15 protein-coding genes are annotated in these 14,132 nt (G+C 62.1%); 8 read left to right on the plus strand and 7 right to left on the minus strand.

Annotated elements, in window-relative coordinates:
- Positions 1 to 71 precede the first annotated feature (71 nt).
- Positions 72 to 236 carry a hypothetical protein gene (locus ACSQ84_RS31295; RefSeq protein WP_436215584.1) on the plus strand — a complete coding sequence of 55 codons (165 nt, stop codon included), beginning with the start codon at positions 72 to 74 and terminating at the stop codon, positions 234 to 236.
- A 168-nt stretch (positions 237 to 404) separates the two neighbouring features.
- Here the strand turns inward: ACSQ84_RS31295 and ACSQ84_RS31300 are convergent, their stop codons facing one another.
- Positions 405 to 623, minus strand: a complete 219-nt coding sequence (locus ACSQ84_RS31300; protein WP_436215585.1) for a hypothetical protein — start codon at positions 621 to 623, stop codon at positions 405 to 407.
- Positions 624 to 822: 199 nt separating this feature from the next.
- On the opposite strand from ACSQ84_RS31300, the gene ACSQ84_RS31305 reads away from it, so the two are divergent.
- The 7 genes from ACSQ84_RS31305 (at position 823) to ACSQ84_RS31335 (ending at position 8,263) form a co-directional block, all read left to right on the plus strand.
- Positions 823 to 1,173: a hypothetical protein gene (locus ACSQ84_RS31305; protein ID WP_436215627.1), complete on the plus strand. Its 351-nt coding sequence runs from the start codon at positions 823 to 825 to the stop codon at positions 1,171 to 1,173.
- 133 nt (positions 1,174 to 1,306) lie between these two features.
- Complete coding sequence (locus tag ACSQ84_RS31310; RefSeq protein WP_436215586.1) at positions 1,307 to 2,143, plus strand: AraC family transcriptional regulator; 837 nt, start codon at positions 1,307 to 1,309, stop codon at positions 2,141 to 2,143.
- Between the two features lie 515 nt (positions 2,144 to 2,658).
- Positions 2,659 to 3,801, plus strand: a complete 1,143-nt coding sequence (locus ACSQ84_RS31315; RefSeq protein WP_436215587.1) for a hypothetical protein — start codon at positions 2,659 to 2,661, stop codon at positions 3,799 to 3,801.
- A gap of 293 nt (positions 3,802 to 4,094) precedes the next feature.
- On the plus strand, positions 4,095 to 5,021 hold the full coding sequence (locus ACSQ84_RS31320) for an SMP-30/gluconolactonase/LRE family protein (RefSeq protein ID WP_436215588.1): 927 nt from the start codon (positions 4,095 to 4,097) through the stop codon (positions 5,019 to 5,021).
- A gap of 121 nt (positions 5,022 to 5,142) precedes the next feature.
- Positions 5,143 to 5,736, plus strand: coding sequence for a GNAT family N-acetyltransferase (locus ACSQ84_RS31325; protein ID WP_436215589.1), 594 nt, complete (start codon positions 5,143 to 5,145; stop codon positions 5,734 to 5,736).
- 29 nt (positions 5,737 to 5,765) lie between these two features.
- On the plus strand, positions 5,766 to 7,397 hold the full coding sequence (locus tag ACSQ84_RS31330) for a GMC family oxidoreductase (protein WP_436215590.1): 1,632 nt from the start codon (positions 5,766 to 5,768) through the stop codon (positions 7,395 to 7,397).
- Positions 7,398 to 7,408: 11 nt separating this feature from the next.
- Positions 7,409 to 8,263 (plus strand): arylamine N-acetyltransferase family protein, encoded by an 855-nt coding sequence (locus ACSQ84_RS31335; RefSeq protein ID WP_436215591.1) that lies wholly within the window; start codon positions 7,409 to 7,411, stop codon positions 8,261 to 8,263.
- Here the strand turns inward: ACSQ84_RS31335 and ACSQ84_RS31340 are convergent.
- From ACSQ84_RS31340 to ACSQ84_RS31365, 6 genes are all read right to left on the minus strand, one after another.
- Positions 8,260 to 9,237 carry a PDR/VanB family oxidoreductase gene (locus ACSQ84_RS31340; protein WP_436215592.1) on the minus strand — a complete coding sequence of 326 codons (978 nt, stop codon included), beginning with the start codon at positions 9,235 to 9,237 and terminating at the stop codon, positions 8,260 to 8,262. The genes ACSQ84_RS31335 and ACSQ84_RS31340 overlap by 4 nt on opposite strands.
- Before the next feature lie 8 nt (positions 9,238 to 9,245).
- Positions 9,246 to 9,998: a GntR family transcriptional regulator gene (locus ACSQ84_RS31345; RefSeq protein ID WP_436215593.1), complete on the minus strand. Its 753-nt coding sequence runs from the start codon at positions 9,996 to 9,998 to the stop codon at positions 9,246 to 9,248.
- Positions 9,999 to 10,024: 26 nt separating this feature from the next.
- The gene (locus ACSQ84_RS31350; protein ID WP_436215594.1) at positions 10,025 to 11,074 is read right to left on the minus strand and encodes an aromatic ring-hydroxylating dioxygenase subunit alpha; all 1,050 of its coding nucleotides are present in this window, start codon (positions 11,072 to 11,074) and stop codon (positions 10,025 to 10,027) included.
- Positions 11,075 to 11,266: 192 nt separating this feature from the next.
- On the minus strand, positions 11,267 to 12,769 hold the full coding sequence (locus tag ACSQ84_RS31355) for a flavin-containing monooxygenase (RefSeq protein WP_436215595.1): 1,503 nt from the start codon (positions 12,767 to 12,769) through the stop codon (positions 11,267 to 11,269).
- Between the two features lie 98 nt (positions 12,770 to 12,867).
- Complete coding sequence (locus tag ACSQ84_RS31360; protein WP_192740053.1) at positions 12,868 to 13,710, minus strand: AAA family ATPase; 843 nt, start codon at positions 13,708 to 13,710, stop codon at positions 12,868 to 12,870.
- A gap of 98 nt (positions 13,711 to 13,808) precedes the next feature.
- A complete protein-coding gene (locus ACSQ84_RS31365; protein WP_436215596.1) occupies positions 13,809 to 14,051 on the minus strand; it encodes a GlsB/YeaQ/YmgE family stress response membrane protein in 243 nt (80 codons plus the stop codon).
- Positions 14,052 to 14,132: the final 81 nt, after the last annotated feature.

Below are 14,132 nucleotides of genomic sequence, written 5' to 3' on the forward strand. Positions count from 1 at the left end.
TGCCCGTTAGACGGGCTCAAGCATCGGGTCGGATTTGCTTAAAGCGATGCCATCAAGGCTGTGCGTCGTTGATGCTGGCTATCAGCGGCGGTGACGCCATGTCATCTCCGGAGGAATTAACCTTTGTCGTCGGGCGCTGGATGTGGCCGATCATGGCCGTGCTGCATGTGGTGCGCCGCCTGACCTTTCAGCCGACATCTAGCCGTGAACAAGGGAGTACGGCGCCAAACCCGTGATTCGGGCGCGGTTCGTTCCGTCCGCGTTCCAAAACTTAAGGGATCGCTCAGGCGACGTCCGATCCCGTCGCAATCCGGCACAAGGCGCCGTGCTCCCGGCTGCGCCTGCGAGGCGCTAGGAACCTAGAAAGTCGCGAGCAATAAGTCGCTTCGCCCGGAAAATGCCTGTCAAACCTGACTGCTAACCCGCGGCAGCCGCCAGCCGACCACGGTCGCCTCGACCGCGCCGCCGGTCCGCTCATTGCGCCATTGCCCCTCGATCCATCGGCAGGCGAACGGCAACTGATACGTGCCGCTATGATCTTCGCAAAGCACCTCTATCGGCCGGTCCGGCGGCGGTTCCCCGTTGCCATCGAATTGTGCCAGCCGTCTCTCGCGCGTTGCCATAGGCTCAATCTCCACTTCCGGGGCGTGCAAACCTTTACGTTTGGGTTCCCCGGCCAAAGTCCATCCACCAATAAGCGGGAATCTCAGCGCCTGAATGCGGTATCAGTGTGGTATCGCTGCAGCCTGCGGCCTGATACGCGCAATTTGATGTGATCGACTTGTCTGTTGCGCGATGGAACGATGATTGAGTGAGGATCGTATGATTTCCCGGATTGCAAAAACCACTGCCGCCGCAGTCGTACTGCTGATGCCGTACCCGAGCTACGCGCAGGATGTTCCCGGCATTGAAATCTGCACCGTCGAAAAGACCATGGAGCGGCGCACCTCCTGTCTGCAGAGCAATGTCGACTTCCTGCAAAAGACCATCAACAAGATGACACAGGACCACCAGCAGAAGCTCGATGCCGCCAACCGGCAGATCGAGGCCCTGAAGGGAAGCTTCATTGCGCTGCAGAAGTTCGTGGACGATCTGCAGAAGAAGACGGCGGAGGAATTGAAGAAGAAAGCCGACGCGCCGGCGGCAAAGGATGCGGCGCCGGCTGCGAAGTAACGCCGTCATTCCGGGCGAAGCGCAGCAAACCACGGTTCCCGCTCCGCTATGGCGACCGCGAGAGCAATGCCGGTCAAATGCAGCGCGCGGCAAGCGTTCATGATGCGGCCGCTTCGATTGAAGGCTGTCACCGATGAATCCAGCCCAGAAGGCGCTCTGGTATATCGAAAGCCATCTTGCCGAGGCGTTGACCCTCGACGAGATATCAGCGATCGCCGGCGTCTCGCGCTTCCATCTGGTGCGGGCGTTCGCGGCCGCGACCGGGTGCTCGGTCATGCGCTATGTGCGCGCGCGTCGCCTGTCTAACGCGGCGCGTGCGCTGGCGGCCGGCGCGCCCGACATTCTCAGCCTGGCGCTGGAGGCGGATTATAGTTCTCACGAAGCCTTCACCCGCGCGTTCCGCGACCATTTCGGCGTTACGCCCGAGACGGTCCGCGCCGGAACGTGCCTTGATCGCCTCAAGCTTCAGGAGCCCATCGTCATGATTTCAACCGCACTCGATCACCTCAAGGCCCCGCGTTTCGAAACCGGCAAGGCCTTGCTCGTCGCCGGCGTCGGCGAACGCTGCACCCACGAAAACCAGGGCGCCTTCATTCCCAGCCTGTGGCAGCGTTTCCATCAGACCATCGACCGCGTCCCCGGACGGATCGGCAAGGTCGCCTATGGCGTCTGTTGCAACGCCGACGATGCCGGCAATTTCGACTACGTCGCCGCCGTCGAAGTGACCGACTTCTCCGACCTGCCGCGTGAATTTCAGTGCGTGCGGATTCCCGAACAGAAATACGCCGTGTTTACCCACTCAGAGCACATCTCGACGATCAGGCGCACCGTCAACACGATCTGGAATCACTGGCTGCCGGCGTCCGGCATGAAGGCCGCCGACGCGCCGAGCTTCGAACGCTACGACGAGAAATTCGATCCGCTCACCGGCAATGGCGGGCTTGAGATATGGATACCGGTGAGGGACTAGGGCGGCTCGTGGAATGGGTTGGCGCCAGCGAAATCCATCACCTTCGGGGCGAGCGCCGGAGCGCGAGGCCGACGCGCCGTGCATGAATTCTCTCCGGGATGATCCGACTGCATGACCAACCAGAGCAGGGGGGACGGCAGATCAGTCTCGCGGCATAGAACTGCGCGTTTCCTGGCAAGGCTTGCTGACAATTTACGCAAGGCAGCTCTCGCTATTTCGCTTGAGTTGCGAAGTTGGCGATAAGGGGTAAGGCAGCGTCACGCGGCGGGCTGTCTAACATCCTGTACGCCTTGAATTATTTCAATCACCCCGCCCCAAAGCGTGGTTTGGGAGTCGATGCGATGCTGCGCGCTCGAACTGGCCCGGAATTCGCATTGCAGCATAAGTCCGTCAGGATCGACCGGCGACTCCGAGCGCTCTGCCAAAGCTGAGCAGCCAATTTGAACAGGCAAACTTGAACAGGCAAAATTTGAGCAGACTTGGGTCTCGCTAAAATTCAGGGATTGAAGGGTGCCATGAATATACATGCCGCGGTTGATCTCAAATGGCCTGGCCTTACTCGCCCGGACGGCGATGCCCTCCGTCTCAATAAAACGAACTTCGTGGCGATCGACCGCGATCGGGATGCCAAGCACGAGCCGACCTATCGCCCGCAAGCCCTCTACAATCGCGCGAACGAAGGCTTTCATGCCAATAACGAAACCTTCCTGCTCCACGAGGTTGCGACAAATCTGCCGATTTACCGCTCCGACACCGGCCCGACCGATTTCCATCTTCACCTTCCGCCCGGCGGTTACCAGCTCGTGCTGGTCACATCCGGCGTATTCACCTTCGATTACGATGGCCGGTTTTACTACGTCGGTCCCGGTGCGGTGATGCTGCAAAGCGCGATCGTGCATCGCCAGCTGTTTTACACCTGGTCGGGATTGTCCACCGAAGAAAACCTGAAAACGCCCCAGACGGTAGTGCCGGATCCGATGTCGATGGGCTATTCGGGCAAATTTCTTGAAGCCTTCATCACCGATCCCACGACCTTCCCCAACCCGACGGTGGTGGATCATGATCACATCAACGAAGAGGAAACGCCACGTGTAGCCTGGAGCCATCCGCTGCACGACCGTCCTGCCGATGCCTGTTTCTGGCTGCAGGATCCGCTGGAGCTGGAAGCACTCTACAAACCACTGCCGGCAGGCTCGCCGATCAAATCCGCCGGGCCTGTTTACGTGCGCGATATCGGAATCGAGATTCCGAGCGGTCGCCTTACAACTGGACATATCATCGCGACCGACCCGCGCGGCCAGTCGCTGTTGCCCAAGAGTAGCTCCGCAGCAGCGGAAACCGCCTTTCTCGGGAAAGGTGAGGTTGTCATCTATCGCGTCATTCGCGGCACGGCCCAATTCACGAACAGCGCGGCCGAGAATTTTGAACTTGCGACCGGCGATACGGTCACGGCGGGCAAGAACACGATCGATCTGGTCGGGCTGGGTGAAAATACCCAAATCCTCCGACTGGGCTTGCTGAAAGGCATGGAGAATCTTCGCAGCTGGACGCCGACGCAGCGCGACGAAATTGACGGCCTGGCTGGTCAAATCATTACGCGGAAGGACGTTCGTCCGCTGCGCAACGAAGGCAAACCGGTCGGGTATTTGTACGAGTAAGCTGAAACGGCCCATACGCCTTTTGCGGTACAGCTATCGGATATCCGTTCGCTGGTGGCGCGGCCGTACGGGAGCCGGCGGGGCTGACTGAAGTTCGACCGGATTTCGATCCCCTTAATCCGCAGGCGACCGAGGCCGGAGGAATTCGTCTCCGGGGAGCGCGGCATACCTGTTGCGCAGGTCGCCGGGTTGGCAATTCTGATATGCTTTGCCATAAGGTCACGCAACGAAATGTTGCGTGTGCGGGATTGAGCCAAAATCCGCCTGCAGCCATAAAAAGCCGGGAGGATTTCATGGGAAATATCCGCGTTCTCGCCACCGATCTGGAGTTTCCGGAAGGTCCGGTGGTCATGCCGGATGGTTCGGTCGTGCTGGTCGAAATCCGCGGCCGGCGGCTGACGCGGATCTGGCCCGACGGCCGCAAGGAGGTGGTGGCGGAGATTCCCGGCGGCCCCAATGGTGCGGCGCTTGGTCCCGACGGCAAAATGTATGTCTGCAACAATGGCGGCTTCAGCTGGATTCCCACGCGCAACATGATCATGCCGGGGCCGCAGGCCGATGACTATCTCGGCGGCTCGATCCAGCGCGTGGATCTGCAAAGCGGCAAGGTCGAGACGGTGGTCGACAAATGCGGCGAGCATGCGTTGCGGGGCCCGAACGACCTGGTGTTCGACAGGCATGGCGGACTCTGGTTCTCCGATCTCGGCAAGCGCCGCGCCCGCGAGATGGATGTCGGCGCGTTCTATTATCTCAAGCCGGGCATGAAGGAGATCGTCGAAGGCGTTCACGGCGTGCTGCCCGCCAACGGTATCGGGCTGTCGCCGGACGAGAAGACGGTCTATATCGCGGAGACTCCGACGGCGCGGTTGTGGGCCTATGAGGTTTCCGAGCCGGGGACCATCAAGCCGCGCGAGGTGATCTATCGCGGCGAGCGCGGCAAGCCGATCGCCGGTCTCGGCGGCTATCAGATGTTCGATTCGCTGGCGGTCGAAGCATCCGGCAATATCTGCGTGGCGACGCTGATCTCGGGCTGCATTTCCGTGATCGCCCCCGACGGTACCCTCGTCGAGCAGGTGCCGACCGGCGACCGCGTCACCACCAATATCGCCTTCGGCGGGTCTGACCTGAAGACCGCGTACATCACGCTGTCGGGCAAAGGCGAACTGATCGCGATGGACTGGCCGCGGCCGGGGCTGCCGCTTAACTTTTTGAATAAGTGACGATCGCGTAAAACGCGATCGTCATCCCGGGGCGATGCGAAGCATCGAACCCGGGATCTCGAGATTCCGGGTCTGGTCCTTCGGACCATCCCGGAATGACGGCGGAGAGAGGATAACTAAGATGCCCTGGCTTGAACCGGTTACCCTTCGCGGCGCCCACGCGCGGCTCGAACCACTGTCGCACGATCAGCGCGATGGCTTGATCGAAGCGGTGCGCGACGGCGAGCTGTGGAATCTCTGGTACACCTTCGTGCCGGCGCCTGATGACATGACCAAGGAGATCGATCGCCGGCTCGGCTTGCAGGCGGCGGGCTCGATGCTGCCGTTCACGGTATTCGATGCCGACGGCAAGGTCGCGGGCATGACGACCTACATGAATGTCGATGCCGCCAACCGGCGCGTCGAGATCGGCTCCACCTGGTACGCCAAGCGCGTGCAGCGCAGCGCCGTCAACACGCAGTGCAAATTGCTGTTGCTGACGCACGCGTTCGAGACGCTCGATTGCATTGCGGTAGAGTTCCGCACGCACTTCTTCAATCAGCAGAGCCGCCGCGGCATCGAACGTCTGGGCGCCAAGCAGGATGGCATCTTGCGCAACCATGTGATCGCGCCGAATGGCACGTTGCGCGATACCGTGGTCTTCAGCATTATCGCCAGCGAATGGCCGACGGTGAAGGCGCATCTCAATTATCAACTCAACGACAGACTGCGGTAGTTATTCGGCCCGCGGCAGAAGAAAGTGCGATGGAAACGTTCGATTATGTGATTATCGGTGCGGGCTCCGCGGGCAGCGTGCTCGCCAATCGCCTGAGCGAAGATGCAGGCACCAGCGTCTGCGTGCTCGAAGCAGGCGGCAAGGATTGGCATCCCTACATCCATCTGCCGGCCGGCTTCATCAAGACGTTCCACATGAAGAGCGTCAATTGGGCCTATCAGCAGGAGCCCGGCCCCTGGACCGGCGGCCGCAGCATCTATGCGCCGCGCGGCAAGACGCTCGGCGGTTCGTCGTCGATCAACGGCCACATTTATAACCGCGGCCAGCGCCAGGATTTCGACACCTGGGCGCAGCTCGGCAATCGCAGCTGGGGCTATCCGGACGTGCTGCCCTATTTCAGGCGGCTTGAGCGGCGCGTCGGCGAGGGGGAAGACACCTATCGCGGGCGTGACGGCAATCTGACCGTCACCACCATGGACTGGCGGGATCCGCTGTGCGAGGCGTTCATGGCTGGCGCCATGAGCTTGGGCATTCCGCGCAACCCCGATTACAATGGCGTGATCCAGGAAGGCGTCTCCTACGCCCAGCGCACCATTAAGAACGGCCTGCGCGTCAGTGCCGCGACCGCGTTCCTGCATCCGGCACGGAAGCGGCCGAACGTCCATGTCCGCACCCATGCGCATGTCACCAACATCATCTTCGAAGGCAAGCGCGCGGTCGGCGTGCGCTACCTCAGGGGCGGCAAGGGCGGCGTTCCCGTCGAAGTGCGCGCCAACAAGGAAGTCATCCTGTCCGGCGGCACGTACAATTCGCCGCAGCTGCTGCAATTGTCCGGCGTCGGCTCGCCGGAGCTGCTGCAGTCGCACGGCATCGAGGTGCGTCACGCGTTGCCCGGCGTCGGCGAGGGCCTGCAGGATCATTACGCGCCGCGTTCGGTGGCGCGCGTCAAGAACATCCGGACCATCAACGAACTGCGGCGGGGGCTCAGTCTGTGGGTCGAAGCGCTGAAATGGGCGACGACGCGGCGCGGGCTGCTCTCGCTGTCGCCGACCATGGTCTATTGCTTCTGGCATTCCGGCGAGACCACCGAAAGCTCCGACCTGCAGCTGACGTTCACACCGGCGAGCTACAAGGAGGGCGTGCAGGGCCAGCTCGAGGACGAGCCCGGCATGACCATCGCCTCGTGGCAGCAGCGCCCCGAGAGCCGCGGCTATGTCCGTATCCGTTCCGCCGATCCGTTCGCGCCGCCGATCATCCAGACCAATTATCTGGTCGAGGAGCTCGATCGCCGCGTCGTCGTCGCCGGCATGAAGCTGGCGCGCCGGCTGCTGGCCTCCACCCCGCTGTCGCAATATTACGCCTATGAGGATTTCCCCGGCCCCAAGGTGCAGAGCGACGACGAGTTTCTCGCCGCCGCAACCGAGCGCGGCACCACCACGTTCCATCCGGGCTGTACCTGCCGGATGGGACCGGCGGATGCCAAATGGGCCGTGGTCGACGACCAGCTGCGCGTCCACGGGCTGCAGGGCCTTCGCGTGGTCGATGCCTCGATCATGCCGAGGATGATCTCGGCCAATCTCAACGCCTCTACCATGATGATCGCCGACAAGGCCTCCGACATGATCCGCGGCAAGGCCGCGCCGGAGGCGGCACGGGTCTAGGGTATTTCGCCATGCCAGACGATCTTTTCGATCAAGACGCCTGGTTCGGTCGAATTGGATATGCGGGATCGCGCGCACCCACGCTTGCGACTTTGCGCGGGCTGGTCGAGGCGCATTCAGCGGCGATTTCCTATGAGAGTATCGACGTGCTGCTGGACCGGGTGCCAAAGCTCGATCTGCATTCGCTGCAGCGAAAGATGATCGGCAGCCGCCGTGGCGGCTATTGCTTCGAGCAGAACATGCTGTTCCGCGGCGGGTTGCGCTCGCTGGGCTTCGACGTCGCCAGCTTGCAGGTCCGCGTTGTGCGTGGATTCGCGATCGACGCGCCGCGCCCGATGCTTCACATGGTGCTGCAGGTCAATCTACCGGAAGGGCCGTATCTGGTCGATGTCGGCTTCGGCAATCTGGCGCCGACCGCACCGCTGCAATTGTCTCCTGATCTCGAACAGGATACGCCGCACGAGGTGATGCGTTTCATCCGGATGGGAGACGAATTGACCCTGCAATCGCGTCTGGGAGACCGATGGGAGCATATCTACCGCGTCGTGCTGCTGCCGCGCGTCGATGCCGAATACTATATCGGCAACTGGTTTACCGCCAGTCATCCCGATAGTCCTCATCGCAGCAACTTGATCGCGGCGCGTCCGGGGGCGAACCGTACCCGCATCACCCTGTTCAACGCGCGGCTGAATGTGCGCCACGCCACAGGCGAGGTCGAACGGCGAATGCTCGCCGACAAGGATGAATATCGGGATGTCCTGACCGAAACCTTCGGCCTCGCACTATCCGATGAGGAGCTTGCGGCGGCGCTCGATGCTGTCGCGCGGAACGGCACACAAGGCGCGCCGCATCCGTCTTTTGCCTAGGCCGCTTCGGGCCGGTACAGCGTGTCGATGGTGACGATACCAACTGCACGCGACACGCACGGGCAGATCTTGCGGTTGTCTTTCTTCTGCTGCTCGCTGAAGAACACATCGCGGTGGTCGATCGCGCCATCGACGGCAATGACGTCGACCGCGCAGACGCCGCATTCGCCGCGCTGGCAGTCCGACATCACCTCGAAGCCGGCGTCATTGAGCACGTCGAGCATCGAGCTGTTCGGCGAAACGACAAGTTCGGCACCGGAATCTTTTAGCCGCACGCGGAATTCCGCCGTCGGCAGCAGGCCGCTGGAGCCGAAGGTCTCGTAGCGCAGATCGGCGGGCGCTCTGCCAGCGTCGTTCCAGGCGCGCCGCGCCGTCTCCAGCATCCGCATCGGGCCGCACATGATCGCAACCGCATCCGACGGCAGCGCGCGGAAGGTTAAATCGAGATCGAGCCGCGCGCCTTCGTCACTGGCGTGAACGATCAGCCGGTCGCCGAGCGCCGAAGACAATTCGCTGAGATAAGCGGCGTCGCCGCGCGACTTCACGGCGTAGTGCAGGTGCAGGTCGATATTCCGGCGGTGCAGGGCGCTGGCGATCGCTGTGATCGGGGTGATGCCGATGCCGCCCGCGATCAGGCAATAGTTCTGCCTGTTCCAGTCGATCTCAAGCAGCGATGATGGGCTGGAAATTTCGATCCGCGCGCCCGGCTTGAGATTCCACATCGCGCGCGAGCCGCCGCGGCTGTCCGGCGCCAGCCGCACCGCGATGCGATAGGTATGGGGATCGCGGTCGCCAACCAGCGAATAGGACCGTCGCGCCGGTTGTCCGTCGATCAGCACGGCGACGTTGAGGTGGCTGCCGGGCGGGTAGGGCGCCGCGCCGCCGTCAGGGCGCAGGCGGAATTCGCGGATGCCAAGCGTGACATCGCGGGTCGCATCGACTGTGCACCAGTTCCATTGTTCGGCAAACCGCATGACGATCCCTATTCAGCAGGGGATTGAAGCAAAGCGAGCGCGGGCAGCAAGTCGAGATGCGTGCGGTTGCGCAGCGCCAGCCGCAGGTTGCGCGCGGCGAGGCGGGAATGCTCGCGCATGATGGCTTCGGCGCGGGCGCCCTCGCGGTTCTCGATCGCGTCGACCACGATGCGGTGATGGTCCTGCCCGATCAGCAGGATCTGGTGCGCTTCCGGCAGCGCCGATTGCGCCATCACAAAACCGCTCGGCGACGCAAATGGCAATGCCGAGACGCGGTCGATCTGCCGGATCAGCGGCGGGCTGGCGGAAAGCTCGGTGAGCAGCGCGTGAAAGCGCGCGTTCAGGGTGACATAGGCAGAGAACGCTTCGACCGAGACCGGATCCTGCCGGACCAGTTGATCGAGATCGGCGAGGCATTCCTTCAGCGGCTCGAGGCTGCGCGCGCTGGCGCCGCGCTCGGCGGCGAAGCGGGCGGCGAGGCCTTCCAGCGTGCCGCGCAGCTCGATCGAATCGAGAATGTCGCGCTCGGTGAACGCCTTCACCATGAAGCCGCCGGAGGGGATCGCCTGCAGCAGGCCTTCGTCTTCGAGCCGGACCAGCGCCAGCCGCACCGGTGTCCGCGACACGCCGGTGATCTCGACCGCCTGCAGTTCGCTGATGCGCTCGCCCGGACGCAACTGGCCGGACAGGATCATGTCGCGCAGCGCGAGCTGGGCCCGCACCGTCTGCGAGACTGAGCGTTCGGGATCGCGTTCGCTCATGTTCTTACTCCGCTTCGCTCATGGCGCTATTCCGCCGCTTGCGCGGTCGGCGGCGAATTTTCGCGCGCCACCATGCGGTCGATCACGCGCCGCGCCCACATCGCGCCGGCGTCGATGTTGAGATTGTAGAAGGTGCGATCCGGGTTCTCGTCCATGGCGCGCTGCTGCGCCTCCAGGATGATCTCGTCTTCGCGAAAAATGTTGGCGACACCTTCGCGGATTTCGGTGGTCAACTTCTGTTCGGTGAGGCGGTGATTGCGGACGAACGCCCAGAAATAGTGACAAGTGGTGTCGGTCTCCGGCGTCATGGTGTTGAGGACAAAGCCGTTGACGCCCTGCGAGCGGTCGCCTTCCGGCGCGCCGGTGCCGGCGGGCGCCACGCCGACGTCGATGTTGACGGTGCCGGGCGCCTGGAAATGGATGATCTGCCAGCGGTCGACCGGGCCGGGCTTGCCGAGTTGCGCGGCCCAGAACGGCGGCGGCTCGATGCCGCGCATCCAGCGCGTCACCGTCACGGTGCGCTCGCCGTGGGTGACGTCGAACGGGGCTTCGGCGACGTGGTCGTTGCCGATGCTGGAGCCGTGCACGAAGGTCTCGTGGGTGAGGTCCATCAGATTGTCGACCACAAGGCGGTAGTCGCATTTCACCTGAATGGTCTTGCCGTCGCCGGCCCAGGCCGGATCGTCGTTCCAGTGCATGTCAGGCACCAACGCCGGATCGGCCAGTGCCGGGTCGCCCATCCACAGCCAGACGAAGCGATGCCGCTCGACCACGGGATAGGAGCGCACGCAGGCGGACGGGTTGATGGTCTCCTGCGAGGGCATGTAGGTGCAGCGGCCCTGCGCATTGTATTTCAGCCCGTGATAGCCGCAGACGACGGTGTCACCATCGAGCCGCCCCTTGGACAGCGGCACCAGCCGATGCCAGCAGGCGTCCTCCAGCGCGGCCACCTGGCCGTCGGAGCGGCGGTACATCACCACGTGCTTGCCGCAGATCGTGCGGGGAAACAGCGCGTGCTTGAGATCGACGTCCCAGGCGGCGGCGTACCAGGCATTGAGCGGGAACGATGACGGCATGGCTGCACTCCTAACTGATGCTTGAGTGCAAGCTGTATACAGTATTGGCGATAAAGTCGAGGTGCTTTGCCGATTATGCCGTAAAATTGCATAATCAGTATACATAGTTTGGCTACAATGCGCCAAGAAAGGTAATAAAAAACCGCTCCCGAGGGAGCGGTTCAGAAGCCCTCAAGCCAATCCGGGCTGGTTTCAGCCGTAGACGAACACATGATCCTTCAGGTCGATGGCCGGAAACTCGTCCTTTTCCGCCCAGTAATCCTGGTTGTGTTGCCATTCCGGCTTGTCGCCGCGCTTGGGCAGCAGGTGCATGCCGCGCATCATGTAGCCGGGATTGAAATTTTCCGGGTCGATCCAGGGTAATAGCGGCATGTTGTGGTCTTCGGGCCGCAGCTGCGGCGTCACTTTCTTGGCGCCGGTTTCCTTCATGTGGTTGAGCAGCCGGCACACGAAGTCGGCGACGAGGTCGACGCGCAGGGTCCAGCTGGCGCGGAAATATCCGAACACCCAGACCAGGTTGGGCACGCCGGTGAACATCATGCCGCGATAGGTCACGGTATCGGCGAAATCCAGCTTCTTGCCATCGACCGAAAATTCGATGTCGCCGTTTGCACTGAGGTTGAAGCCGGTCGCGGTGATGATGATGTCGGCTTCGAGCTCCTTGCCGGATTTCAGCAGGATGCCCTTCTCGGTGAAGCACTCGATCTCGTCGGTGACGACCGAGGCCTTGCCAGACTTGATGCCCTGGAACAGGTCGCCATCGGGAATGAAGGCGATGCGCTGCCGCCACGGCCGGTATTTTGGCGTGAAGTGGGTCGCGACGTCGTAATCCTTGCCGAGATAGGCCTCCACCGCCGACAACAAATCCTTCTTCGCCGCCTCCGGTTCCTCAAAGGTCTTGCGGGTAAAAGCGTCCTGATCGAACAGGATTTTCCGGCGCGTGATTTCGTGAATCCATTTCTCGTCGACCTGCAGCTGTCGCAGTTGCTCGGCGATTTCGATGGCGTTGCGGCCGGTGCGGAAATAGGTCGGCGAACGCTGCAGCATGGTGACATGCGCGACGTCATTGGCCAGCGCCGGGATCAGCGTCGCCGCGGTGGCGCCGGAGCCGATCACGATGACGCGCTTGTTCTTGTAGTCGAGATCCTCAGGCCATTTCTGCGGATGGACGATTTGGCCCTTGAACTTGGCCATGTCCTTCCACTCGGGCGTGTAGCCCTCGGTGTGACGGTAATAGCCCTGGCACATCCAGAAGAAATGGGTGGTGAAGCGAAGTCTTTCGCCGGTGTCGCTCCGCGTGGCCTCGATGGTCCAGAGGTTCTGCTCGCTCGACCAGGTCGCCGAATTGATGGTGTGCTGGTAGCGGATGTGACGGGCGAGATCATTCTCGTCGATCACATCGCCCATATATTTGAGGATCTCGGCCGCGCTGGCGATCGGCGCCGAGGTCCACGGCTTGAAGCGGTAGCCGAACGTATGAAGGTCGCTGTCGGAGCGGATGCCCGGATAACGGTGCGTGCTCCAGGTGCCGCCAAAGGTCTTCTGGGTTTCGAGGGCGACAAAACTCGTGCCCGGACATTGCGTGGTGAGGTGGTAGGCGGCACCAACACCGGAGATGCCGGCGCCCGCGATCAGGACGTCGAAATGCTCGGTATGACCGGGCGAGGCGGCGTGAATCTGGGTTTGAACGTTCATCTTCCCTGTTCTTCTTGTTGTTGGCTTCTTGTTGTCGGCTTTGTCGTTTCAAAAGCAAAGCGCCAGAACCGGTGTTCTGGCGCCGATCGCTTTGCGAACTAGACTTCGCGGCGGCTGAGGAACGCCAGCCGTTCGAACAGATGCACGTCCTGCTCGTTCTTCAAAAGCGCACCGTGCAACGGCGGGATCAGCTTGCGCGGATCGCGCTCCCGCAGCATTTCCGGGGTGATGTCTTCGTTGAGCAGCAGCTTGAGCCAGTCGAGCAGCTCCGACGTTGACGGCTTCTTCTTCAGGCCCGGCACTTCGCGCACCTCGAAGAAGATCCGCAACGCTTCTTCCACCAGGCGCTTCTTGATGCCGGGGAAGTGCACGTCGACGATCCGGTTCATGGTGTCGGCGTCGGGGAATTTGATGTAGTGGAAGAAGCAGCGGCGCAGGAACGCGTCCGGCAGCTCCTTCTCGTTGTTCGAGGTGATCATCACGATCGGGCGCAGGCTCGCCTTGATGTTCTCGCCGGTCTCGTAGACGAAGAACTCCATGCGATCGAGTTCGAGCAAGAGGTCGTTAGGGAATTCGATGTCGGCCTTGTCGATTTCGTCGATCAGCAGCACCGGGCGCTTGTCGTGGGTGAAGGCTTCCCACAGTTTGCCGCGCTTGATGTAGTTCGAGATGTCGGAGACCCTGGAATCGCCGAGCTGGCTGTCGCGCAGCCGCGATACCGCGTCATATTCGTAGAGGCCCTGCTGCGCCTTGGTGGTGGACTTGATGTGCCAGGTCAGCAATGGCGCGCCGAGCGCCTTGGCGACTTCCTCGGCCAGCACGGTCTTGCCGGTACCGGGCTCGCCCTTGATCAGCAGCGGGCGCTCGAGCACGATCGAGGCGTTGACCGCGACCTTGAGGTCCTCGGTGGCGACGTAGTCCTTGGTGCCGGTAAATTTCATTTATCTCTTTGCCTTGTTGTTCGTTCCTGAGCCATTTCCGGCCTGAACAGTAAACGACCGCCGGTCCGGCGGTCGCGATTGGAGGTGATGGCCTTTCGTCAGCGTTTGACCAGCGAGAGGATCACCAGGATGATCACGGCGCCGATGGTGGCGTTGACGATGTCGCGAAATGCGCTGCCGCCGAGGCTGACGCCCAGTTGCGGCAACAACCAGCTCGCCAGCAGCGCGCCGAGGATACCGATCACGATATTGCCGAGCAGCCCAAAACCCGCGCCGCGCACTATCTTGCCGGCCAGCCAGCCCGCAATCGCGCCGATGATCAGTGCAGCGATGATCCCCATTGAATTTCCCCTGCCGGAATAAGCCGTTTATGGCTCAATTCTAGAGGAAAAACCCACCCGGTCTAGGCCTGTCTGGTATGC

The organism is Bradyrhizobium sp. LjRoot220 (genome assembly GCF_964252915.1).
In the GTDB taxonomy this organism is placed as follows: domain Bacteria; phylum Pseudomonadota; class Alphaproteobacteria; order Rhizobiales; family Xanthobacteraceae; genus Bradyrhizobium.